Annotated in this window: 21 protein-coding genes; 13 read left to right on the top strand and 8 right to left on the bottom strand. The window is 62.4% G+C overall.

Going from position 1 to position 22699, the window contains the following annotated elements; genetic code table 11:
- Positions 1-33: 33 nt before the first annotated feature.
- The 6 genes from EJ576_RS02580 to pilG form a co-directional block, all read right to left on the bottom strand.
- Positions 34-489 (bottom strand): chemotaxis protein CheW, encoded by a 456-nt coding sequence (locus EJ576_RS02580; RefSeq protein ID WP_010207210.1) that lies wholly within the window; start codon positions 487-489, stop codon positions 34-36.
- Positions 482-6286 (bottom strand): Hpt domain-containing protein, encoded by a 5805-nt coding sequence (locus EJ576_RS02575; protein ID WP_126569512.1) that lies wholly within the window; start codon positions 6284-6286, stop codon positions 482-484. The genes EJ576_RS02580 and EJ576_RS02575 overlap by 8 nt, the downstream gene beginning before the upstream one ends.
- A 167-nt stretch (positions 6287-6453) precedes the next feature.
- Positions 6454-8505, bottom strand: a complete 2052-nt coding sequence (locus EJ576_RS02570) for a methyl-accepting chemotaxis protein (protein ID WP_122729631.1) — start codon at positions 8503-8505, stop codon at positions 6454-6456.
- On the bottom strand, positions 8502-9026 hold the full coding sequence (locus EJ576_RS02565) for a chemotaxis protein CheW (protein WP_028618296.1): 525 nt from the start codon (positions 9024-9026) through the stop codon (positions 8502-8504). The genes EJ576_RS02570 and EJ576_RS02565 overlap by 4 nt, the downstream gene beginning before the upstream one ends.
- A 12-nt stretch (positions 9027-9038) precedes the next feature.
- Entirely contained in the window at positions 9039-9404 is a 366-nt protein-coding gene (gene pilH / locus EJ576_RS02560) for a twitching motility response regulator PilH (RefSeq protein WP_016976047.1), read from the bottom strand.
- Positions 9405-9450: 46 nt separating this feature from the next.
- The gene (gene pilG / locus EJ576_RS02555; protein ID WP_010564379.1) at positions 9451-9858 is read right to left on the bottom strand and encodes a twitching motility response regulator PilG; all 408 of its coding nucleotides are present in this window, start codon (positions 9856-9858) and stop codon (positions 9451-9453) included.
- 239 nt (positions 9859-10097) lie between these two features.
- Between pilG and gshB the strand changes: the two genes are divergently transcribed.
- The 7 genes from gshB to EJ576_RS02520 all read left to right on the top strand — a co-directional run bounded on the left by gshB (position 10098) and on the right by EJ576_RS02520 (position 15985).
- Entirely contained in the window at positions 10098-11051 is a 954-nt protein-coding gene (gshB, locus tag EJ576_RS02550; RefSeq protein WP_028618297.1) for a glutathione synthase, read from the top strand.
- 77 nt (positions 11052-11128) lie between these two features.
- Positions 11129-12034 (top strand): energy transducer TonB, encoded by a 906-nt coding sequence (locus EJ576_RS02545; RefSeq protein WP_010207219.1) that lies wholly within the window; start codon positions 11129-11131, stop codon positions 12032-12034.
- A 67-nt stretch (positions 12035-12101) separates the two neighbouring features.
- Entirely contained in the window at positions 12102-12671 is a 570-nt protein-coding gene (locus tag EJ576_RS02540; RefSeq protein WP_122729633.1) for a YqgE/AlgH family protein, read from the top strand.
- The gene (gene ruvX, locus EJ576_RS02535; RefSeq protein ID WP_003195067.1) at positions 12671-13108 is read left to right on the top strand and encodes a Holliday junction resolvase RuvX; all 438 of its coding nucleotides are present in this window, start codon (positions 12671-12673) and stop codon (positions 13106-13108) included. Before EJ576_RS02540 ends, ruvX begins: the two co-directional genes overlap by 1 nt.
- Positions 13109-13181: 73 nt before the next feature.
- Entirely contained in the window at positions 13182-13688 is a 507-nt protein-coding gene (pyrR, locus tag EJ576_RS02530; RefSeq protein ID WP_016976043.1) for a bifunctional pyr operon transcriptional regulator/uracil phosphoribosyltransferase PyrR, read from the top strand.
- 24 nt (positions 13689-13712) lie between these two features.
- Positions 13713-14717: an aspartate carbamoyltransferase catalytic subunit gene (locus EJ576_RS02525; RefSeq protein WP_126569511.1), complete on the top strand. Its 1005-nt coding sequence runs from the start codon at positions 13713-13715 to the stop codon at positions 14715-14717.
- Positions 14714-15985, top strand: a complete 1272-nt coding sequence (locus EJ576_RS02520; RefSeq protein WP_122729638.1) for a dihydroorotase — start codon at positions 14714-14716, stop codon at positions 15983-15985. The genes EJ576_RS02525 and EJ576_RS02520 overlap by 4 nt, the downstream gene beginning before the upstream one ends.
- Positions 15986-16134: 149 nt before the next feature.
- Here EJ576_RS02520 and EJ576_RS02515 read toward each other — a convergent pair whose 3' ends face one another.
- Complete coding sequence (locus tag EJ576_RS02515; protein ID WP_164393875.1) at positions 16135-16545, bottom strand: TM2 domain-containing protein; 411 nt, start codon at positions 16543-16545, stop codon at positions 16135-16137.
- Between the two features lie 268 nt (positions 16546-16813).
- Here EJ576_RS02515 and EJ576_RS02510 point away from each other — a divergent pair, with 268 nt between their 5' ends.
- Positions 16814-17452, top strand: coding sequence for a C40 family peptidase (locus EJ576_RS02510; RefSeq protein ID WP_123474943.1), 639 nt, complete (start codon positions 16814-16816; stop codon positions 17450-17452).
- A gap of 123 nt (positions 17453-17575) precedes the next feature.
- On the opposite strand, the gene EJ576_RS02505 is transcribed toward EJ576_RS02510, so the two are convergent.
- The gene (locus EJ576_RS02505) at positions 17576-18610 is read right to left on the bottom strand and encodes a type IV pilus twitching motility protein PilT (RefSeq protein WP_126569510.1); all 1035 of its coding nucleotides are present in this window, start codon (positions 18608-18610) and stop codon (positions 17576-17578) included.
- A 57-nt stretch (positions 18611-18667) separates the two neighbouring features.
- On the opposite strand from EJ576_RS02505, the gene EJ576_RS02500 reads away from it, so the two are divergent.
- The 5 genes from EJ576_RS02500 to metW all read left to right on the top strand — a co-directional run bounded on the left by EJ576_RS02500 (position 18668) and on the right by metW (position 22681).
- Positions 18668-19354, top strand: coding sequence for a YggS family pyridoxal phosphate-dependent enzyme (locus EJ576_RS02500; RefSeq protein ID WP_028618305.1), 687 nt, complete (start codon positions 18668-18670; stop codon positions 19352-19354).
- 34 nt (positions 19355-19388) lie between these two features.
- Positions 19389-20207 (top strand): pyrroline-5-carboxylate reductase, encoded by an 819-nt coding sequence (gene proC, locus EJ576_RS02495; RefSeq protein ID WP_126569509.1) that lies wholly within the window; start codon positions 19389-19391, stop codon positions 20205-20207.
- 9 nt (positions 20208-20216) lie between these two features.
- Entirely contained in the window at positions 20217-20807 is a 591-nt protein-coding gene (locus tag EJ576_RS02490) for a YggT family protein (protein ID WP_122729647.1), read from the top strand.
- A 106-nt stretch (positions 20808-20913) separates the two neighbouring features.
- Entirely contained in the window at positions 20914-22053 is a 1140-nt protein-coding gene (locus EJ576_RS02485; RefSeq protein ID WP_123474938.1) for a homoserine O-acetyltransferase, read from the top strand.
- A 7-nt stretch (positions 22054-22060) separates the two neighbouring features.
- Positions 22061-22681, top strand: a complete 621-nt coding sequence (gene metW / locus EJ576_RS02480) for a methionine biosynthesis protein MetW (protein WP_010207236.1) — start codon at positions 22061-22063, stop codon at positions 22679-22681.
- The last annotated feature ends 18 nt before the right edge of the window (positions 22682-22699 follow it).

Here is a 22699-nt window from a genome sequence, read left to right as displayed (position 1 = left end):
CGTCATCGCCGGCAAGCCGGCTCCTACAGGGATCTATGCCAAACCGGATTCGACCAGCAGGGCCTCAAGCCCCATCAGATCGGGCACCTTCGCCACATGCTCGCCCACCTGCACCGCCGCCAGCTCCAGCGGGCACAGCGGCACATCCACATAGCTCAACTCACTGTCGAGCTTGTACGACCGGGGAATCCCCTGGATCACCAGCGCAATAAATTTCAGCGTCGGCCGCCCACCCAACGCGTTCAACACCACTATCCGCGAGCGTTCGCCGGTCACGCTGGCTTCACCGCACACCGCTTCAAAGCTGATCAACGGGATTTGCCGATCGCGCCAGGTCACTTGCCGCAAATACCACGGCGGTGCATCGCTGGCCGGTTCGCCGCGCTGAAAGTCGATCAGTTCGGCGATGGCGACGTTGGGCAGCACCAGATGGCGGTCGGCCAGGGGCAGCAGCAGGCCGGTGAGTTGGCTGGTGCGGTGGTCAAGCATGGGACTTGCTCCAGTAGGCGATGCTTTCGAGCAGCACCGATTCCTGGTACGGCTTGCCGAGGTAGTCATTCACGCCGATGGCCATGGCGCGGTCGCGGTGTTTCTGGCCGGTGCGCGAGGTGATCATGATGATCGGCAGGCGCATCAGCCGGGGGTCGTTGCGCACTTGGGTGGCGACTTCGAAGCCGTCCATGCGCGGCATTTCGATGTCGAGCAGCATCAGGTCCGGGGTGTGCTCTTCGAGCACGGCGAGGGCGTCGATGCCGTCTTTGGCGGTGAGCACGTTCATGCCGTTGCGTTCCAGCAGGCGGCTGGTGACTTTGCGCACAGTGACCGAGTCGTCCACCACCAGCACCAGCAATGGACGCTTTTTCAGCGGGTCGTTGAGGATCAGCGGCGCATCCACTGACTGCGCCGGCAAGGCCGCTGGGCGGGCGCGGATATGTGCCAGCAAGTCGATGATCAACACCACGCGGCCATCGCCCAGAATCGTCGCGCCAGACAAACCCTGCACGCCGGCAAACTGCGGCCCCAGGCCCTTGACCACGATTTCCCGCGTGCCGGCCATGGCGTCCACATGGATCGCCACGCGCCGCTCGTTGCATTGCACCAGCAGTACCGGGACCGGTTGATATTGGCCCAACAGTTTCGGGCGGCTGACGGTGTGCAAAAGGTCGCCCAGGTAAAACAGCTCGTAACGCTGGCCGGCGTATTCATAACGCGGTGGATCTTGCTGGTAGTGCCCCGCCAGCTCATGGGGCAACACACGCACCAGGCCTTCGATGGTGTTGAGCGGGATCGCATATTGGTCGTCCGCACATTGCACCATCAGCGCGCGGTTGACCGACACGGTGAACGGCAGGCGAATACGGAAGTGCACGCCCATACCCGGCGTCGAGTCGATGAACATCGAACCGCCCAACTGACGCACTTCCTCATGCACCACGTCCATACCCACACCACGCCCGGAAATCTGCGTGATCTTTTCCGCCGTGGAGAAGCCCGGTTGCAGGATGAACTGCAACACGTCGCGGTCGCTGATCTCCTGATTGGGATCGAGCAAACCGCGCTTGATCGCCTTGCGCCGCACCGCCTCCAGCGGCACACCCGCGCCGTCGTCGCGCATGTCGAAGACGATGTCGCCGCCTTCGTGGGTCAGGTCCAGGGTGATGCGACCTTTCTCGGGCTTGCCGGCCAGCAGCCGTGCATCGCGGGACTCCAGGCCGTGGTCGACGGCGTTGCGCAGCATATGCTCCAGCGGCGCGGCCATGCGTTCCAGCACGTTGCGGTCCATCTCGCCCTCGGCATTGCCGACAATGAATTCCACGTCCTTGCCCAGCTCCCCCGCCACCTGGCGCACGATGCGCTTGAGGCGCGGCAGCATGCGCTCGAACGGCACCATGCGCGTGCGCATCAGGCCTTCCTGCAACTCGGTGTTGATGCGTGCCTGCTGCTGCAACAGGTCGTGGGCGTCTTCGTTGCGGCGCTCAAGGGTGTCCTTGAGGTCGAGCAGGTCAGAGGCAGATTCGGACAACGCGCGAGACAGTTGCTGCAACTGCGAATGACGGTCCATTTCCAGCGGGTCGAAGTCTTCATAGCCCAGGCGCTCAGCCTCGGCTTGCTGGCGGCTGAGGATACGACCCTGGGTTTCGGTGTCGAGGCGACGCAGTTGGTCGCGCATGCGCTCAATCGTAGTTTCCACTTCGGTCAGGGCGATGCGTGCGTCGTTGACTTGCTGTTCGATGCGGCCACGGAAGATCGAGGTTTCACCGGCCAGGTTGACCAGGTCGTCGAGCAGCTCGGCAGAGATCTTCACCATGTCGGCCATCGGATCGACCACGGCCTCCGCCTTGCCCGCCGGCAACGCCAATGGCGTCACGGGCTCATCGCTCGGGTGCACCAGGCTTTTGATGCGCTCGATGAGCTTGTCCACCGAGCCGACCGGCAAGCCGTCCGCCACCGCGTCGATCATCTGCGCCAGGCGGTCATGGCAGCCTTGCAGCAACGCGAACAACTCCGAGGATGGCGCGAGCAATCCGGCGGACAGGCCTTCATACAGAAATTCCAGCTCATGGGCCAGGTCGCCAATGGGCGCAATCTCAACCATGCGCGCGCCGCCCTTGAGGGTGTGCAGGTCGCGCAGCAGGGTCTCCACTTCCTGGCGATTGCCGGGCTCGGCCTGCCAGCGCGACAGCGCAGCACTGGAGCTGTCGAGGATGTCTGCGGCCTCTTCGAGGAAGATATCCAGCAGCTCAGGGTCGGCGCCGGACGCGGGCGGCGCGGCGACCGGTGCCGCTGGCGCGCTGCCTTGGCGCAGTGCGCGCACCCTGGCGATCAGCTCCGCGCTATCGCTCAGGGGCTGGTGATGGTGCAGTTCTTCAAGCTGCAAGGCGAGGCGCTCATGGCTGGCCATCAGCACGTGGGACAGTTCGGCAGAGTAGCTGTAGCGGCGGTCCACCAGCCCTTCATACAGGCATTCCAACTCGTGGGCCAGCTCGCCAATCGGCTCGATTTCAGCCATGCGCGCACCGCCCTTGAGGGTGTGCAGATCGCGTTGCAACGACGACAGCGGCGCGGCGTTGTCGGGCTCCAGCAACCAACGCTTGAGCGACTGCCCGGCGCTGTCGAGGATGTCCACGGCTTCTTCGAGGAAGATCTCGACGATCTCGTCGTCCATCGCCGTTTGGTGATCCAACTGCTGTGTGGCGGCGCCCAGTTCGGCAATGCTCAGCGCACGGCTGCCATCGCTTTTGATCAGGCCGGTGGCGGACGGGTCGAGGGCTTCATCCAGCAGCTCACGCAGGGCTTGGACACGAGCCGGCGCCGGGCTGATTTCCTGGCCGGCGGCCAGTTGGTCGAGCATGCTGATCAGCGCTTCATGGGCCTGTTCGGCCTCATGGAAAAACCGCTCGCTGACCGCCAAGCTGCTTTCCTCAACGGCGCCGTACAGATCGAGCAAGGCTTCGCAGAGTGCGTCGATGGCGTACAGGTCGGCAACGTGCGCGCCCTCCCCCAACGTGGTCAATTCATCCAGCAGCGCAGTGAGTTCCTGGCGATCGCCGGGGTGTTGCTGCCAGCGACGCAGCAGGCTCTCGGCGTCGAGCAGGATGTCCATGCCCTGGGCCAGGAAGTTGGCGATCAGTTGTGGATCGCGCTTGATGCGCACGTCGAGCAGTGCTTCAAGTTGCTGATCCAGCAAACGTTGGGTGCGGCTGATCAAGTCCTCTGCACCGTTGATCGGCGCCAGGGGATCGCTCTCCAGATCCCGTAGACCCCGCTGGAACAGTCCTTCGGCTTCCAGCAACAACTCCACTTCGTCCAGGTCCAGCGGCAGGCGGTGGACCTTGTACTCGCGGGTCAGGTGGTCGAGCGGGCGCGCCAGCTCGGCAATGGGCAGCACGCCAGCCATATAGGCGCTGCCCTTGAGGGTGTGCAGGGCGCGTTGCAGTTCATCGCTGACTTGCAGCGGCACATGCTCGGCGGCCTGTTGCAGGAAGTGATCGAGGCTGTCCAGATGGCTTTGGGCTTCGTTGCGGAAGATCTCCAGGAGCATCGGGTCATGGGGCTCGGCGGCCGCTACCTGTGTACCGCTGGCCAAGGCGTGGGCACGGGCGGCCAGGGCGTCGACTTCATCGCGTTGACGCTGGTCGTCGATGGCAAAGTCAGCGATCAACTCCGGCAGCAAGGCCACCGCTTCGTCCAGCACCTGCTGCACATCCGGACCGAGGGTCACGCTGCGTTCCAGCACACGGTTCAGCAGGTTTTCCACAGCCCAGGCCAACTCCGCCAAGACCAGGGCGCGCACCATGCGCCCGCTGCCTTTGAGGGTGTGGAAGGCGCGGCGCATTTCGGCCTGGGCGGTTTTGTCCGCGCTGTTAGGCAGGTAACGGTGCAGCACCTCGAGGACTTCGTCGGTCTCCTCAAGGAAGACTTCGCGCAGTTCATCATCGATAGGCTCTTCATCGGCCGGCGGCGGCAACAGACTGCCAGGACGCTGCAGGGCCGGCGGGTTCAGCCGCGACGTTGGGCTGGCGAGTGCGTCGAACTGCGATTGACTCGGCGTAACCTCGGCCGAGAGCGCGCCATCCGGTACGACCAGGGCCTGGCGCCAGGGTTTTTCGGCGGGCAGGTAACCCAGTGCGGCCAAGCCTTGGGTGGCCAATTCCAGCACACGCTCACCCGCCGCATCCGGGTCCTGGAGCATGCGCTCCAGGTAATATTCCAGGCTGCTGATCACGTCGGCGAAATGCGCCAGTTGCATCTCGGAAGGCGGTGCATCGTTGCCCATCAACTGCTCGTCGACGTAATCGGTGCAGCCGCGCATCAGGCTTGCCGCGCGGGGCAACGGAATCATCGCCAGGGCGCCACGCACCTGGCTCAGCAGCTCCGGCAAGGACTCCAGGCGTTGGCGATCCCAATCGGCTTCGATGCAGTCGATCACCAGTTCCTTGGCTTGCTTGAGGCACTGGCAGGATTCACGGATCACCAACTGGTGGATCTGGGTCAGGTCGGTGGTGGGCAAGCGGCTTTCTTCGCGGCTTTCCGGTTCGACGGTGCCAACCATGCCCGCCAACGTGGCTTCGACGTAGAGCAAGGCGCCGGCGACATCCATCAGCACCGCGTCGTTGGGCTCGCGCTGGCCTTGGACCAGGCTCAGCACCACGGCGAGTTGGTCGATGATGACTTTACGTGGCTGGCCGAAGCCTAGCACCGCCAGGGTGTCGGCGATCTGCCGCAACGGCGCCAGCAGTGCATCAAGGTCGCTGGTGTGCTGACGGTCGCTGCGTACGAACAAATCGAGGCGTTCTTTGACCCGAACCAGCTCTTCACACAAGGCGCCCAGCACCGAGCCCATGGCGTTGCGATCCGGCCCGGCCAGGCGGGCGCGTTCGGCATCGACCACCGCGCTGTCAGGCAAGGCTTCATCCAGGCCGTAGCGTTCCTTGAGGCTTTGCATGCGCGGCGTCGGACGGGTGACCTTGGCGACATAGAACAGCAGGCTCTTGAGCAATTCATCCGGCGCCGGCTGGTTGATCCCGCCGATGCCCTGGGCCAGCAGGCGTTTGAGTTGCTTGTCACTGGCCTTGAGCAGACTGCGCAACGCCGGGCTGTTGGCGATCACGCCGGTGAGCATGCCTTCGACCAGCGCCGAGGTGACCTGCCACAGCGGCAACAGCGGCGCGCCTTGGCACAGTGCTTCGAGGCGTGCGAACACCCGCGCCATGTCTTCCAGGTTGCTGGGGCCATGGTCTTCACGAAGCAGCCCGGCCAGCGCCTGCTGCAAAAGCTGGTGCCACTGGCGCAATTGCTCTTTCAGGTCGGGCGCCGCGCGTTGGGCCAGGGCTTCATCGGGCAGCGGCGCAATCGTCAGCAGTTGCGGGCTGAACAGGCTGGTCTCCGACAGCAGGCTTTCACCACGGGCACTGCGCAGGTCATTGAGCAGCGGCAACACCACCAGCGGCAGGTCGCGGCGGGCGCTGTGCACGCGGTCCAGGTACAACGGCAATTGAGTCAGGGCCTGTTGCAGCAGGCGGATGCTTTCGTCGCGCTGACCGACACTCCCGGCTTGCAGGGCCAGCGCCAGCGCTTCGACTTCTTCCGCCAACAGCGCCGCGCCGTAGAACTCGACCATCTGCAACGCGCCATGCACTAGATGGACACACGCCAGGCACTCGCTGATCGCTTCGGCGTCTGAGGTTTCGACGTACGCGTCTAGCGCCGAACGGGCCTGTTTCAGGGTTTCGGCAATGTCGCCCTTGACCCATTCGAGGGCCACGTAATCGTGCCGATCAACCATAACTGCTCCGCTTAGAATTCGTGGGTTGCTGGTGGTACGAGATCTCAAGACAGATAGAGATCAAATGTGGGAGGGGGCTTGCCCCCGATGGCGATGCATCAGTCAAAGATTGGGTGACTGACCCACTGCTATCGGGGGCAAGCCCCCTCCCACATTGGCACTGCATTTCAATCGTCGACCTGCTTCGGTGGCGGCAAGGTGAAACCCGACACCGACCGGCGCAGTTGGCTGGCCATTTTTGCCAGGTTGCCGATGCTTTCGGCGGTGGCCGTCGACCCCGACGAGGTCTGGGTAGTGATCTGTTGGATCACGTTCATGGTCAGCGATATCTGCCCGGCCGATGAGGTCTGTTGCTGCGCTGCGTTGGAGATACTCTGGATCAGCGCCGCCAGGGTTTTCGACACGCCTTCGATCTCTTCCAGTGCCACCCCGGCGTCCTGGGCCAGCCGCGCGCCGCGCACCACTTCGGTGGTGGTCTGTTCCATGGAAATAACGGCTTCGTTGGTGTCGGCCTGGATCGCCCGCACCAACGTTTCAATCTGCCGGGTCGCCGCCGATGAACGCTCGGCCAGGCGCTGCACTTCATCGGCGACCACCGCAAAACCACGCCCGGCGTCGCCGGCCATGCTTGCCTGGATAGCTGCGTTGAGGGCGAGGATGTTGGTCTGATCGGCAATGTCGTCGATCAGGCTGACGATGTCGCCAATCTCCTGGGAAGATTCGCCAAGGCGCTTGATGCGCTTGGCGGTGTCCTGGATCTGCTCGCGAATGTTGTCCATGCCGTGGATGGTGTTGTGCACCACCTCGTTGCCCTTGTTGGCGATTTCCACCGAGCGCTCTGCCACCGCCGAGGACTCGGCAGCGTTGGCCGAGACCTGGTCGATGGACTGGGCCATCTGGTTGATCGCGGTGGACGCCTCGGCGATCTGCTGGGCCTGGTGCTCCGAGGCCTGGGCCAAGTGCATCGCGGTAGCCTGGGTGTCCTGCACGGCACCGGCGACTTGCCCGGCGGTGAGGTTGATGGTGGCGACCAGGTCGCGCAGTTGGTCAACGGAATAGTTGATGGAATCGGCGATGGTGCCGGTGAAGTCTTCGGTCACCGAGGCGGTCACGGTGAGGTCGCCGTCTGCCAGGTCTTCGATTTCGTCCAGCAAGCGCATGATCGCGTTCTGGTTGCGTTCGTTCTTCTCGGCGGTTTCGTGCAATTGGCGGTTGGTTTCGCGCACCATCACCAGCCCGATCAAGATGATCGAGGTCAGTGCGAGCAGGCCCAGGACATAGCCGCCGATGGTGTCAAAACTGCGCCCGCTGGCGAGGTTTTCGAACCCGGTGGCCAGGTGCGAGGCTTCATCGAGCAGGGTTTGCGACAGGTTGAAGATATTGCTCGCCGAGGCCCGCACCTGGAACAACTGTGGCGAGGTCTCGAGGATTTCATCCACGGAGCCGGAAACGAATTCGAACAGTTCGGCAATTTCCGCCAAACGCGCGCGGGCGTCGCGGTCTTCGACCTGGGTGATGCGCAAACCGGGGTTGCCCTGCAGCATGCCATTGAGCACCTGGCCGAAGCGGTTGGCGTCGCGGCCAAAGGCATCGGCGGCCTGCACGGCGGTTTCGTCGCCGGCCAGCACGGTGTTCACCGCGCCAAGGATACGTTCGGCCAGCAGTGACTGACGCTGGGCCAGGGCCACCTGGCTCGCCGGGGCGCCACGTTGCAGGAGGATATCGACGACCTTTTCCGATTCCATCTGCAGTTGCGGCACGGTTTCGGCCAGGGTCGCGGCCACCTGGTGCAACGACAGCACGGTCTGCTCGCTGGCGAGAATCGCGTCGGTGTTTTTCAGCAGCGCTTCCCAGTCGGTCTGCACTGCGCGCATTTCGGCGCGCACGGCGCTTGGCGCGGCGGGCAGGCCGGTGTCCGGGTCACCTTTTTTCAGGAAGCCCCAGCGCTGGGCGAAGTCGTTGCGCGCATCGCCCAGCAACTTGAACGCCGCAGCCTTACCGGCGGCGGCTTCGGTGGCGTTCTTGGCAATACGCTGGGACAGCACGCGCAGCTCACCGGCGTGGCCGATGTACTGTTTGTCGTAGGTGGACTGGGTATTGAGGTACGCGAAGTTGGCGAACAGCAACATGATGAACACGATCAGTGCGATGAACAGCACGATGATCTGCGAGCGGCTGCGTGAGCCGGCCTGGGGTTTGAGTGCGGTAGCGGTGGTCATGCGGCAACATCCATGAAGCCTGGGGCCTGGGCCAGAGCAAAGGGGCTGAACACCTGCCACGACGGATCGCCGTCGAACCGGCCCTGAATAAACGATACGTCAGGCGTAGCGTTCGCCCGCCAGGCGTCTTGCGCGAAATGCTGCATCCCCACTACCTCGTCGACCAGCAGCCCGACAAACAAGTCGTTGAACTCCACCACCAGTACTCGCCGTTGCTTGCGCGCCTTGGACAACTCAAGGCCGAGGAACCCACCCAAGTCCATCACCGGCAACAGGCGCCCACGCAGGTTGGCCACGCCCTTGACCCAGGCCTTGACCCCAGGCATCAGCGTGCAACGCGGCTCATGCAGGACTTCGGCGACTTCGCCCATGGGCGCCACATACCAGTGCTGGCCCAGGCGAAAGCCGATCCCGCTCCAGCGTTGCAGGCGGGTTTCCTGGGACGGCAGGTCAGCGGCCAGCAGACGGCAGCGGCGGTCGATGTCCAACAGCAGCTCGAAGGCGGTTTGCGACTCGGTCATGATGGCAAACCGTCAGCCGGCCAGCACCTTGTTCAGGGTGGCAATCAGGGTTTCTTCATCCACCGGCTTGGTCAGGTAATCCTTGGCGCCCTGGCGCGCGCCCCAGATCTTGTCGGTTTCCTGGTCCTTGGTGGTGATGATGATGATCGGGATGCCGTTGGTTTCCGGCTCTTTGGACAGCTGGCGGGTGGCCTGGAAGCCATTGAGGCCCGGCATCACGATATCCATCAGCACGGCGTCGGGCAGTTCCTGGCGGGCCAGGGCCACGCCGTCCGCGCCGTTTTCGGCCTTGAGGACCTGGTGGCCATGCTTTTCCAGCATGCCGGTCAATTTGTACATTTCGGTCGGCGAATCGTCGACGATCAGAACACGTGCCATGGTTTTCCCCACTACATAGGTGGACGCCAGCCCTTGTGAGGCGGTGTCAGTGTGCTTGTTCTACTGCGGCGAACCCCGGCACGTAGGCCTTGATCGCGCCCAGCAGTTCTTCCTTGCTGAAAGGCTTGGTCAAAAACTGATCGACACCGACGATGCGCCCCTTGGCCTTGTCGAACAGGCCGTCCTTGGACGACAGCATGATCACCGGGATCGACTTGAACGCCGGGTTGTTCTTCACCAGCGCGCAGGTCTGATAGCCATCCAGGCGCGGCATCATGATGTCGACAAAAATAATATGCGGGTGATGATCAACAATCCGGGCCAGGGCATCGAAACCGTCGATGGCCGTGATGACATCGCACCCCACGTTCTTCAACAAGGTTTCAGCGGTGCGGCGGATCGTCTTCGAATCATCGATCACCATCACTCTCAAGGCGTTGGAATGCTGTTCCATATCTGCTCTGCCATCGCCACAGCGAATCGGTTTTCGGTGTGTACTGCCTGATGTTGCACAGGATGAGCGCCGCAAGCCTTGGAATTCAAGGGCTGCTGCGCCGTGGGAGTCTTTTTAGCACAGTCTCCGGGCGCAATCTATCGAGCAACCGGCCAGGTGGTTTTTCCTTGACCCACAACAGCCGCAGCGCCACTCTGACGCCACTTTTATGCGCCCTTATTTGCTAGAGGAAATCCCCCATGAGCGTTCGCGTCGGCATTGTCATGGACCCTATCGCCAGCATTTCCTATAAAAAGGACAGCTCGCTGGCCATGCTCCTGGCCGCCCAGGCCCGCGGCTGGACCCTGTTCTATATGGAACAGCGCGATCTTTACCAGGGCGACGGCGAGGCCCGCGCGCGCATGCGCCCGCTGCAGGTATTTGCCAACCCTGAAAAGTGGTTCGAATTGCAGGACGAAATCGACAGCCCGCTGAGCGATCTGGACGTGATCCTGATGCGCAAGGACCCGCCGTTCGACATGGAGTTCGTCTACTCCACCTACCTGCTGGAACAGGCCGAACGCGCTGGCGTGCTGATCGTCAACAAGCCGCAAAGCCTGCGCGATTGCAATGAAAAGTTGTTCGCCACCCTCTTCCCGCAGTGCACCCCGCCCACCGTAGTCAGCCGCCGCGCCGACGTGCTGCGTGAATTCGCTGCCAAGCACGGCGATGTGATCCTCAAGCCGCTGGACGGCATGGGCGGCACCTCGATCTTCCGCCACCGCGCCGGTGACCCGAACCTGTCGGTGATCCTGGAAACCCTGACCGCCCTGGGCACCCAGCAGATCATGGGCCAGGCCTACCTGCCGGCAATCAAGGACGGCGACAAGCGCATCCTGATGATCGACGGCGAGCCAGTGGATTACTGCCTGGCGCGCATCCCGGCAGCGGGCGAGACCCGTGGGAACCTGGCGGCCGGTGGTCGGGGTGAAGCACGCCCGCTGTCGGACAAGGACCGTTGGATTGCCGCCCAGGTCGGCCCGACCCTGCGAGAAAAGGGCCTGCTGTTTGTCGGCCTGGACGTGATCGGCGAGAACCTGACTGAAATCAACGTCACCAGCCCGACCTGCATTCGCGAGATCGACAACGCATTTGGCACGAACATCGGCGAAATGTTGATGGCCGCCATTGAGCGCAAGCTACAAGCCAAGTGACATAGAACAGCCGGACACGCACCAACATTGCGCTATCATGCCCCACCTGTGAAACGCGCGATGTTGGTTTTTTTGTCATGACACTCCCGTCCGAACTGCCCCCCGAACTCTCCCACAGCGGCGTGCGCCCGGCTGATCGGCTCGGATTTACCCTGTTCCTGGCCGCGTTGATTCACCTGGCCCTGATCCTCGGCGTGGGTTTCACCATGGTCGAGCCCAAGCAGATCAGCAAAACCCTGGAAATCACCCTGGCCACGTTCAAAAGTGAAAAGAAGCCCGAGAAGGCTGACTTCCTCGCCCAGGACAATCAGCAAGGCAGCGGTACCCTCGACAAGAAAGCCGTGCCCAAGACCACCGAAGTGGCGCCGTTCCAGGACAACAAGGTGAATAAAGTCACCCCGCCGCCGGTGCCCAAGCCCGAGGTCAAGCAGGCCGCGCCCAAGGCTGCGGTGACCACCGTCGCGCCCAAGCCGCAAAAAGCCCCGACCCAGCGCGAAAAGACCAAGACCGAACCCACGCCCGAGCCCGTAAAGCCAGCGCCGACCTTCGACAGCTCGACCCTGTCCGACGAAATCTCCAGCCTCGAAGCCGAACTGGCAAACGAACAACAGTTGTACGCCAAGCGCCCGCGCATCTATAGGCTCAACGCCGCCTCGACCATGCGCGACAAAGGTGCCTGGTACAAAGATGAGTGGCGCAAGAAGGTCGAGCGTATCGGCAACCTCAACTACCCGGAAGAAGCCAGGCGCCAGCAGATTTACGGCAATTTGCGTCTATTGGTTTCAATCAACCGCGACGGCACGTTATATGAAGTGCAGGTGCTGGAGTCGTCCGGCCAGCCGCTGCTGGACCAGGCCGCCCAGCGCATCGTACGCCTGGCCGCGCCTTTCGCGCCGTTCAGCGGTGATTTGAACGACGTCGACCGCCTGGAAATCATCCGCACCTGGAAGTTCGCCAAGGGCGATCGGTTGTCGAGCAATTGATGACAATTGCCACCTGTGGCACATCACCAGCTTGTCAGTTCGCCCCTCCACCGCCACACTATCGAACATGAAAAACGTCAGCCCGACCTACCTCAAGCATCAATTCCTGATCGCCATGCCCCATATGGCCGACCCGAACTTTGCGCAGACCTTGACCTACATCGTCGAGCACACGGCCAATGGTGCGATGGGGCTGGTGGTCAACCGCCCGCAAGAGCTGAACCTGGCGGATATCCTTGAGCAACTGCGCCCGGAAGTCGATCCGCCCACGCGTTGCAAGGGCGTGCCGATCTACATCGGCGGGCCGGTGCAGACCGATCGCGGTTTTGTGCTGCACCCGACCGGGCCAAAGTTCCAGGCCACGGTCGACCTGGACGGTGTGTCACTGTCCACCTCCCAGGACGTGTTGTTCGCCATCGCCGACGGTGTGGGCCCCGAGCAAAGTGTGATCACCCTCGGTTACGCGGGCTGGGAAGCCGGCCAGTTGGAGGCTGAACTCGCCAGCAACGCCTGGCTGACGTGCCCCTTCGATGCCGACATCCTGTTCAACACGCCCAGCGAACTGCGCCTGGAAGCGGCTGCCGCCAAGCTGCGGGTCAACCTCAGCTTGTTGACCAGCCAGGCGGGGCACGCCTGATGGCTTTGCGACTGATCCTGGGTTTTGACTACGGCACCAAACAGATCGGCGTCGCCGTCGGCCAGGTCATCACCGGCCAGGCCCGCGAGTTGTGCACGTTGAAAGCCCAGAACGGCGTGCCGGACTGGAACCAGGTCGAAGCCCTCATTAAAGAGTGGAAGCCCGATGCGGTGGTGGTCGGCCTGCCGTTGAACATGGACGGCACCCCCAGCGACATGTGCCTGCGCGCCGAAAAATTCGCCCGCCGCCTCAATGGCCGCTACAACCTGCCCTTCTATACCCACGATGAACGCCTCACCACCTTTGAAGCCAAGGGTGAGCGCCGTGACCGTGGCGGGCAAAAGGGCAGCTACCGCGACAACCCCGTGGACGCCATCGCCGCCGCCCTGTTGTTGCAGGGATGGTTGGATGAAAACACTGCTTTATTTGAATCCTGACTGACGCGGCTTGCCGCGTCTTTTTACGTTTGAGCCCGGACCTTGCCTGCGCCAAGGTCCTGAAGGAGCCTGCATGAGCCTGCCGAACCCCGCCGAACTGATCAGCCAGATGGCCACAAGCCTCACGGCCCATCTGCAACACCGCAACATCAGCGAGCCGCGCTTCATCGGCATTCGCACCGGTGGTGTGTGGGTGGCCCAGGCCTTGCTGGAAGCACTGGGCAGCGACTCGCCCCTCGGCACCCTCGACGTGTCCTTCTACCGTGACGACTTCAGCCAGAACGGCCTGCATCCACAAGTGCGCCCGTCGGCCCTGCCGTTCGAGATCGAAGGCCAACACCTGGTGCTGATCGACGATGTGCTGATGAGCGGCCGCACCATCCGCGCCGCCATGAACGAACTGTTCGACTACGGCCGCCCGGCCAGCGTGACCCTGGTGTGCCTGCTCGACCTGGATGCCGGCGAACTGCCGATTAGCCCGGATGTGGTCGGCGCCACACTGTCGCTGCAAGCCCACCAACGGGTAAAATTGTCCGGTCCCACGCCGCTCGAACTCGAACTGCAAGACCTCGCCCTTTAAACCGCCTTGTAAAGAGTCCCCGCGATGACGCCTCTCGATGCCAAGCGCCCGCTGCAGCTCAATGCTCAGGGCCAGTTGCAACACTTCTTGTCCCTCGACGGTTTGCCCCGCGAACTGCTCACCGAAATCCTCGACACCGCCGACTCGTTCCTTGAAGTCGGTGGCCGCGCGGTGAAGAAGGTCCCGCTGCTGCGCGGCAAGACCATCTGCAATGTGTTCTTCGAGAACTCCACGCGCACCCGCACCACCTTTGAACTGGCGGCCCAGCGGCTGTCGGCCGACGTGATCACGCTGAACGTGTCCACCTCGTCAGCGAGCAAGGGCGAAACCCTGCTCGACACCCTGCGCAACCTGGAGGCCATGGCCGCCGACATGTTCGTGGTGCGCCATGGCGACTCCGGCGCCGCGCACTTCATCGCCGAACACGTGTGCCCGCAGGTGGCGATCATCAACGGCGGCGACGGCCGTCACGCCCACCCGACCCAGGGCATGCTCGACATGCTCACCATCCGTCGGCACAAGGGCAGCTTTGAAAACCTCTCAGTGGCCATTGTCGGCGACATCCTGCACTCGCGGGTTGCACGCTCGAACATGCTGGCCCTCAAAGCCCTGGGTTGCCCGGATATCCGCGTGATCGCCCCGAAAACCCTGCTGCCGATCGGCATCGAGCAGTACGGCGTAAAGGTCTATACCGACATGGCCGCAGGCCTCAAGGATGTGGACGTGGTGATCATGCTGCGCCTGCAACGCGAGCGCATGGCCGGTGGCCTGCTGCCGAGCGAAGGCGAGTTCTACCGCCTGTTCGGCCTGACCACCGCACGCCTGACCGGCGCCAAGCCGGATGCCATCGTGATGCACCCAGGCCCGATCAACCGTGGGGTGGAGATTGAGTCGGCGGTTGCCGACGGCCCTCAGTCGGTGATCCTGAACCAGGTCACCTACGGCATCGCCGTCCGCATGGCCGTGCTGTCCATGGCCATGAGCGGGCAAACCGCGCAACGTCAATTCGAGCAGGAGAACGCCCAGTGAAGCTCAGCATTCTTGGCGCTCGCGTTATCGATCCGGCCAGTGGCCTGGATCAAGTGACTGATCTGCACTTGGAAGCCGGCAAGCTCATCGCCATCGGCGCCGCCCCTGCGGGTTTCAGCGCGACTGAAACCATCGACGCCAAAGGCTTGGTGGCCGCGCCTGGTCTGGTCGACCTGAACGTCGCCCTGCGCGAGCCGGGTTACAGCCGCAAGGGCAACATCATCAGCGAAACCCGCGCCGCCGCTGCCGGTGGCGTGACCAGCCTGTGCTGCCCGCCCCACACCAAGCCGATCCTCGACACCTCGGCCGTGACCGAGCTGATCCTCGACCGCGCCCGCGAAGCCGGCAATTGCAAAGTGTTCCCTATCGGCGCCCTGAGCAAAGGCCTGGAAGGCGAACAACTCGCCGAACTGATCGCCCTGCGCGACGCCGGTTGCGTGGCGTTCGGCAATGGCCTGGAAAGCTTCCGCAGCACCCGCACGCTGCTGCGCGCTCTGGAATACGCGGCCACCTTCGACCTGACGGTGATCTTCCATTCCCAGGACCGCGACCTGGCCGAAGGCGGCCTGGCCCATGAAGGCGCCGTGGCCAGCTTCCTCGGTTTGCCGGGCATTCCGGAAACCGCCGAGACCGTGGCCCTGGCCCGTGACCTGCTGCTGGTGGAACAAAGCGGCGTGCGCGCGCACTTCAGCCAGTTGACCAGCGCTCGCGGCGTGGCCTTGATTGCCCAGGCCCAGGCCCGTGGTTTGCCGGTGACGGCGGATGTGGCGCTGTATCAGCTGATTCTCACGGATGAAGCGTTGATCGACTTCTCCAGCCTGTACCACGTGCAGCCGCCGTTGCGCACCCTGGCCGATCGTGACGGTTTGCGCGCGGCGGTGAAGTCGGGTGTGGTTTCGGCGATTTCCAGCCATCACCAGCCCCATGAGCGGGATGCCAAGCTGGCACCGTTTGGCGCGACAGAGCCGGGTATCAGCAGTGTTGAACTGTTGCTGCCACTGGCGATGACGTTGGTGGAGGATGGGCTGCTGGACTTGCCGACCTTGCTGGCACGCCTGAGCGCCGGCCCGGCTGAGGCATTGCGCCTGCCGGCGGGTAAGTTGGCAGTGGGTTCGGCGGCGGATCTGGTGCTGTTTGATCCGGCCAGCTCCACGGTTGCCGGGGAGCAGTGGCTGTCGAAAGGCGAAAACTGCCCGTTCATTGGGCATAGCCTGCCGGCGACGGTGCGTTACACCTTGGTCGACGGCCGTATCAGTTACCAGGCCTGATAAAACACGCCTGATGTGGACAAGGCCCATGTGGGAGCTGGCTTGCCTGCGATAGCATCACCTCGGTTTAGCTGAAAGACCGAGGTGTCTGCATCGCAGGCAAGCCAGCTCCCACACAAGCCAGCATCCATATTGGATTGTGTGCAGGCTTACCGTCCGGCGTTGCGCTCGGCATTGCGGATCGAAATCTGCGTATTCAATGTCCAGAAGTCATACAGCACCCCCACCAGGAACAAACCGCCGGTCAGCAGGTAGATCAGGCCGGTGATCCATTTGCCCTGGTACATGCGGTGCACGCCAAATACCCCCAGAAACGCCAACAGTATCCAGGCCACGTTGTATTCGATAGGCCCGGCGGTAAAACGCAGGTCCGCTTCACGGTCCATGGCCGGAATCAGGAAAAAGTCGATCAACCAGCCAATACCCAACAGACCGAGGGTGAAAAACCAGATCGTGCCGGTCACTGGTTTGCCGTAATAGAAGCGATGCGCCCCGGTAAAACCGAAAATCCACAGCAGGTAACCGATCACCTTACTGTGGGTGTCTTGCTGTGGACCAATCTGCTGATAGGTGTTCATCGCGTACCTCTTTTGCCTCGATAGATAAATTTTTTCATTTTCTTTGTGACTTTTTTACAGGCGCCCGACGTACGGCAAATGGTATCTTCCCTGCCCTGAAAGCCTTATGCCACCTGACTTGTGTAGGACAATTGCGGCGAATCGTCGCGTTTTTCCTGATTTTGACGTCAAGGTTCAGTCGACAAACGGCCTGAGAACGACACAAAAAGCTGTTATAAAGTTGCGCGCAAACCCATAAGAGCCACGCCTAATGCGACCATTTTTCAAGACATGGCTAACCATTTGCCTATTAATGCCACTGGCCGCCCACGCCACCAATCGTGAGCAACGACTTCCTAACGTTAACGGTTTCACCCCTAAAGTCCACAGTACGCCAAGCACCGCCAAGTCGGTCAAGCTGACCGTCAACCGCCCGACTCAACTGAGCAAGACCCATAGCGGTAAAGCCGTTCCAGGTCTGGTTGGCGTTAACACCAAGCAGAGCAGCACCGTCCTCAGCCGCGCCGTCAACGTGCTCGGTACTCCTTATCGTTGGGGCGGCAGCAGCCCAAGTAAAGGGTTCGACTGCAGTGGTTTGGTGAAATATGCGTTTAACGACGTAGCCGCCGTGGATTTACCGCGCACCTCCAACGCCATGGCCGCCGGCCACGGGCAGAAGGTCGATCGCAAGGACCTGAAACCCGGTGACCTGCTGTTCTTCAAACTAAAGAGCCGCCAGGTGAACCACGTTGCCATCTACCTGGGCAATGACCGCTTCATCCACGCACCGCGCCGTGGCAAGTCGGTGAGCATCGATACGCTGAAGAAGCCGTTCTGGGACAAGAACTACGTGATTGCCAAGCGGGTGTTGCCGAAAGAGCAGAACAACCTGCGAGTCGTGCAACGCTGATTCCAGGCTGGAATGCGGTAAACAATGTGGGAGGGGGCTTGCCCCCGATTGCAGTGGGTCAGCTACAAATAAGCTAACTGATCCACTGCTATCGGGGGCAAGCCCCCTCCCACATTTGGATCTTCATATTTCCCCAGGCACTCTCGCCTTCTCCCGCGCATCCTCCCGGCTGATCACCCCCTCCCCGACCAACGCCTTCAAGCTCATATCCAACGTCTTCATCCCCAACGCCCCACCGGTCTGTATCGCTGAAACCATCTGCGCCACCTTGTCCTCCCGGATCAAGTTCCGAATGGCCGGCGTGCCCAGCATGATTTCATGGGCCGCCACGCGTCCGCCGCCGATCTTCTTTACCAGCACTTGGGACACCACCGCCTGCAACGACTCCGACAACATCGAGCGGACCATGGCCTTTTCCCCAGCCGGGAACACGTCCACCAGCCGGTCTACGGTCTTTGCCGCTGAACTGGTGTGCAGGGTGCCAAACACCAGGTGCCCGGTCTCAGCCGCCGTCAGCGCCAGGCGAATAGTTTCCAGGTCACGCAGTTCGCCCACCAGGATCACGTCCGGGTCTTCCCGCAGCGCCGAGCGCAGGGCGGTGGAAAAACAATGGGTGTCGCGATGCACCTGGCGCTGATTGATCAACGCCATTTTCGGCGTGTGGATAAATTCGATGGGGTCTTCAAGGGTGAGAATGTGATGGCGCCGATGCTGATTGAGGAAATCGATCATCGCCGCCAGAGTCGTAGACTTGCCCGAGCCGGTCGGGCCGGTAACCAGAACCAGGCCCCGTGGCAGTTGGGCTATACGCCGGAACACTTCGCCAAGGCCAAGACCTTCCAGACTCTGGACCTCAGACGGAATGGTGCGAAACACCGCACTCATGCCGCGATCCTGCCGGAACACATTGGCCCGGAACCGCGCCACGCCGGGCAGTTCGAAGGCAAAGTCTGTTTCAAGAGATGTTTCGAAATCCTTTTGTTGGTACTGATTGAGCAAAGGGCTCAGTAAGTCCGCTACTTGCGTAGGTGAAAGCACCGGCCCATCCAGCGGCCAGACCTCGCCATCCACGCGCAACATCGGCGCCAGGCCGGCAGACAAATGCAGGTCGGACGCACCACGGCGCACGCTGGCCGTGAGTAATTCAGTGATATCCATAGGGCTTTCCATTTCCAGTAGAATGCCGCGGACTCCATATCCACGGGCGCATCTTGAATGTCGACGATAGCAGACAACATCGGCCAGGTTAGCCAGCGCATCCGCGCCGCAGCCGACGCCGTGCAACGTGACGCAAGCAGCATCCACCTGCTGGCCGTGAGCAAGACCAAACCCGCGCAAGCCGTGCGCGAAGCCTATGCCGCCGGGATGCGCGACTTTGGCGAGAACTATCTGCAAGAAGCCCTGGGCAAACAGGCCGAATTAACCGACCTGCCCTTGAGTTGGCACTTCATCGGCCCCATTCAATCGAACAAGACGCGCGCTATCGCCGAGAACTTCGCTTGGGTGCATTCCGTGGACCGCTTGAAAATCGCTCAACGCTTGTCCGAACAACGCCCGGCCGACCTGCCACCGCTGAACATCTGCATCCAGGTCAATGTCAGTGGCGAAGCCAGCAAGTCCGGCTGTACACCCGCCGACCTGCCGGCCCTGGCCGACGCCATCAGCGCCCTGCCACGCTTGAAGCTGCGTGGCCTGATGGCGATTCCGGAGCCGACTGAAGATCGGACCGCGCAAGACGCAGCGTTCGCCGCGGTACGCGACCTGCAAAACAGCCTGAACCTGCCGCTGGACACACTTTCCATGGGCATGAGCCACGACCTTGAGTCGGCCATCGCCCAAGGCGCCACCTGGGTGCGGATTGGTACCGCCCTGTTTGGCGCCCGCGACTACGGCCAGCCATGAACATGGCTGACTTCCCTCTGAGTAAGGACCTGTCATGAGCAACACGCGTATTGCCTTTATCGGCGCCGGTAACATGGCGGCCAGCCTGATCGGTGGCCTGCGGGCCAAGGGCCTGGACGCCGCGCAGATTCGCGCCAGCGACCCGGGCGCCGACACCCGTACCCGCGTCAGCGCCGAGCACGGCATTGATACCTTTGCCGACAACGCCGAGGCCATCCAGGGCGTCGATGTCATCGTGTTGGCCGTTAAGCCGCAGGCCATGAAAGCCGTGTGCGAAAGCCTGCGTCCGAGCCTGCAACCGCATCAACTGGTGGTGTCCATCGCTGCCGGTATCACCTGCGCCAGCATGAACACCTGGCTCGGTGCCCAGCCAATCGTGCGCTGCATGCCCAATACCCCGGCACTGGTCAGCCAAGGCGTGAGTGGGCTGTACGCCACCGCCGAAGTGAGCGCCGAACAACGTGACCAGGCGCAAGAGCTGCTGTCTGCCGTGGGCCTCGCCCTGTGGCTGGAGCAGGAGCAGCAACTGGACGCGGTCACCGCCGTGTCCGGCAGCGGCCCGGCGTACTTCTTTCTGCTGATCGAGGCCATGACCGCCGCCGGCGTGAAACTGGGCCTGTCCAAGGAGGTTGCCGAGCAACTGGCCGAGCAGACTGCCTTGGGCGCCGCGCATATGGCAGTGGCCAGCGATGTGGACGCCGCCGAGTTGCGCCGTCGCGTGACCTCGCCAGGCGGTACCACACAGGCGGCCATCGAGTCGTTCCAGGCCGGGGGCTTTGAAGCCCTGGTAGAAAAAGCATTGGGTGCCGCTGCGCACCGCTCGGCGGAACTCGCCGAACAACTGGGCAAATAAGGAGCCAACATGATTGGTTTGAACACCGCAGCCGTCTACGTGCTGCAAACCCTCGGCAGCCTGTACCTGCTGATCGTGCTATTGCGCTTCGTGCTGCAACTGGTGCGCGCGAACTTCTACAACCCGCTCTGCCAGTTCATCGTCAAGGCCACCCAGCCACTGCTCAAACCGTTGCGTCGGATCATCCCAAGCCTGTTCGGCCTGGATATGTCGTCGCTGGTCCTGGCGATCCTGGTACAGCTGGCCTTGATGGCGCTGACCTTGTTGCTGACCTATGGCACCACCGGCAACTTCGTCCAACTGCTGGTCTGGTCCATCATCGGCGTGACCGCGCTGTTCCTGAAGATCTTCTTCTTCGCCCTGATCATCAGCGTGATCCTGTCCTGGGTCGCCCCGGGCAGCCACAACCCTGGCGCCGAGCTGGTGAACCAGATCTGCGAACCGGCCCTGGCGCCGTTCCGCCGCCTGCTGCCGAACCTGGGCGGCCTGGATATTTCGCCGATCCTGGCGTTCATGGTGCTCAAGTTGCTGGATATGCTGGTGATCAACAACCTGGCAGCCATGACCGGGATGCCAGATATCCTGCGCCTGCTGATCTAACGCCCTTGTAGGAGCCGGCTTGCCGGCTCCTACAGGGTCAGGGTTCGCTTGCCGCTAGGTGCAGCGGTCTTTAGACTTACGCCTCATTTAAACGAGAGCAGGGTCGATGCCAGCTGCCTTCCCCCCCGATTCTGTTGGACTGGTCGTGCCCCAAGTGGCGCACTTCAGCGAACCGCTGGCCCTGGCCTGCGGGCGTTCGCTGCCTGCCTATGACCTGATCTATGAAACCTACGGCCAACTGAACGCCACGGCGAGCAACGCCGTGCTGATCTGCCACGCCTTGTCCGGCCATCATCACGCCGCCGGCTTTCACTCGGTCGACGACCGCAAGCCCGGCTGGTGGGACAGTTGCATCGGCCCCGGCAAGCCCATCGACACCAACAAGTTCTTCGTGGTCAGCCTGAACAACCTCGGAGGCTGCAACGGTTCCACCGGCCCTAGCAGTATCAACCCGGAAACCGGCAAGCCGTTCGGCGCCGATTTCCCGGTACTGACCGTGGAAGACTGGGTGCACAGCCAGGCCCGCCTCGCCGACTTGCTCGGCATCCACCAGTGGGCCGCCGTGATCGGTGGCAGCCTGGGCGGCATGCAGGCGCTGCAATGGACCATCACATACCCGGACCGCGTGCGCCATTGCCTGGCCATCGCCTCGGCCCCCAAGCTGTCAGCGCAGAACATCGCCTTCAACGAAGTAGCGCGCCAGGCGATCCTCACCGACCCGGAGTTCCACGGCGGTTCGTTCCAGGAAGCCGGGGTAATCCCCAAGCGTGGCCTGATGCTGGCGCGGATGGTGGGGCATATTACCTACCTGTCCGATGACTCCATGGGCGAAAAATTCGGCCGTGGCCTCAAGAGCGAGAAGCTCAACTACGACTTCCACAGCGTCGAGTTCCAGGTGGAAAGCTACCTGCGTTATCAGGGTGAGGAGTTCTCCGGGCGTTTCGACGCCAATACCTACCTGCTGATGACCAAGGCCCTGGACTATTTCGACCCGGCCGCCAATCACGACGACGACCTGGCGAAAACCTTCGAAGGCGCCACGGCCAAGTTCTGCGTAATGTCGTTCACCACCGACTGGCGCTTCTCGCCAGCCCGCTCCCGTGAGCTGGTGGATGCGCTGATGGCCGCGCGCAAAGACGTTTGCTACCTGGAAATCGATGCGCCGCAAGGCCACGACGCCTTCCTGATTCCGATCCCGCGTTACTTGCAGGCGTTCGGCAATTACATGAACCGGATTACTGTGTGAGAACGCCATGAGAGCCGACCTGGAAATCATCCAAGAATGGATCCCCGCCGGCAGCCGCGTGCTCGACTTGGGCTGCGGCGATGGCGAACTGCTGAGCTGGCTGCGCGACAACAAGCAAGTCACCGGCTACGGCCTGGAAAACGACCCGGACAACATCGCCCAGTGCGTGGCCAAGGGCATCAACGTGATCGAACAGGACCTGGACAAGGGCCTGGGCAACTTTGCCAGCAACAGCTTCGACATCGTGGTGATGACCCAGGCGCTGCAGGCGGTGCACTACCCGGACCGCATCCTCGACGAAATGCTGCGCGTCGGCCGCCAGTGCATCATCACCTTCCCCAACTTCGGCCACTGGCGCTGCCGCTGGTACCTGGCCACCAAGGGCCGCATGCCGGTGTCGGACTTCCTGCCCTACACCTGGTACAACACGCCGAACATCCACTTCTGCACCTTCGAAGACTTCGAAGCCTTGTGTGGCGAGCGTGAAGCCAAGGTGATCAACCGCCTTGCCGTCGATCAACAGCACCGCCACGGCTGGGCGAGTAAACTATGGCCCAACCTTTTGGGCGAAATTGGTATTTACCGGGTCAGCAGTCCTGGCCTGACCGACCACAAGATTGCCGTCTAATCATCTTCAAGAGGGACG

Source organism: Pseudomonas sp. C 49-2, assembly GCF_003970195.1.
GTDB lineage: Bacteria > Pseudomonadota > Gammaproteobacteria > Pseudomonadales > Pseudomonadaceae > Aquipseudomonas > Aquipseudomonas canadensis.
This window is presented reverse-complemented; position numbering and strand designations above follow the sequence as displayed.

Coding starts and splice junctions, on each gene's coding strand:
- EJ576_RS02580 (WP_010207210.1), bottom strand. CDS start 489: ATGCTTGACCACCGCACCAGCCAACTCACCGGCCTGCTGCTGCCCCTG.
- EJ576_RS02575 (WP_126569512.1), bottom strand. CDS start 6,286: ATGGTTGATCGGCACGATTACGTGGCCCTCGAATGGGTCAAGGGCGAC.
- EJ576_RS02570 (WP_122729631.1), bottom strand. CDS start 8,505: ATGACCACCGCTACCGCACTCAAACCCCAGGCCGGCTCACGCAGCCGC.
- EJ576_RS02565 (WP_028618296.1), bottom strand. CDS start 9,026: ATGACCGAGTCGCAAACCGCCTTCGAGCTGCTGTTGGACATCGACCGC.
- pilH (WP_016976047.1), bottom strand. CDS start 9,404: ATGGCACGTGTTCTGATCGTCGACGATTCGCCGACCGAAATGTACAAA.
- pilG (WP_010564379.1), bottom strand. CDS start 9,858: ATGGAACAGCATTCCAACGCCTTGAGAGTGATGGTGATCGATGATTCG.
- gshB (WP_028618297.1), top strand. CDS start 10,098: ATGAGCGTTCGCGTCGGCATTGTCATGGACCCTATCGCCAGCATTTCC.
- EJ576_RS02545 (WP_010207219.1), top strand. CDS start 11,129: ATGACACTCCCGTCCGAACTGCCCCCCGAACTCTCCCACAGCGGCGTG.
- EJ576_RS02540 (WP_122729633.1), top strand. CDS start 12,102: ATGAAAAACGTCAGCCCGACCTACCTCAAGCATCAATTCCTGATCGCC.
- ruvX (WP_003195067.1), top strand. CDS start 12,671: ATGGCTTTGCGACTGATCCTGGGTTTTGACTACGGCACCAAACAGATC.
- pyrR (WP_016976043.1), top strand. CDS start 13,182: ATGAGCCTGCCGAACCCCGCCGAACTGATCAGCCAGATGGCCACAAGC.
- EJ576_RS02525 (WP_126569511.1), top strand. CDS start 13,713: ATGACGCCTCTCGATGCCAAGCGCCCGCTGCAGCTCAATGCTCAGGGC.
- EJ576_RS02510 (WP_123474943.1), top strand. CDS start 16,814: ATGCGACCATTTTTCAAGACATGGCTAACCATTTGCCTATTAATGCCA.
- EJ576_RS02505 (WP_126569510.1), bottom strand. CDS start 18,610: ATGGATATCACTGAATTACTCACGGCCAGCGTGCGCCGTGGTGCGTCC.
- EJ576_RS02500 (WP_028618305.1), top strand. CDS start 18,668: ATGTCGACGATAGCAGACAACATCGGCCAGGTTAGCCAGCGCATCCGC.
- proC (WP_126569509.1), top strand. CDS start 19,389: ATGAGCAACACGCGTATTGCCTTTATCGGCGCCGGTAACATGGCGGCC.
- EJ576_RS02490 (WP_122729647.1), top strand. CDS start 20,217: ATGATTGGTTTGAACACCGCAGCCGTCTACGTGCTGCAAACCCTCGGC.
- EJ576_RS02485 (WP_123474938.1), top strand. CDS start 20,914: ATGCCAGCTGCCTTCCCCCCCGATTCTGTTGGACTGGTCGTGCCCCAA.
- metW (WP_010207236.1), top strand. CDS start 22,061: ATGAGAGCCGACCTGGAAATCATCCAAGAATGGATCCCCGCCGGCAGC.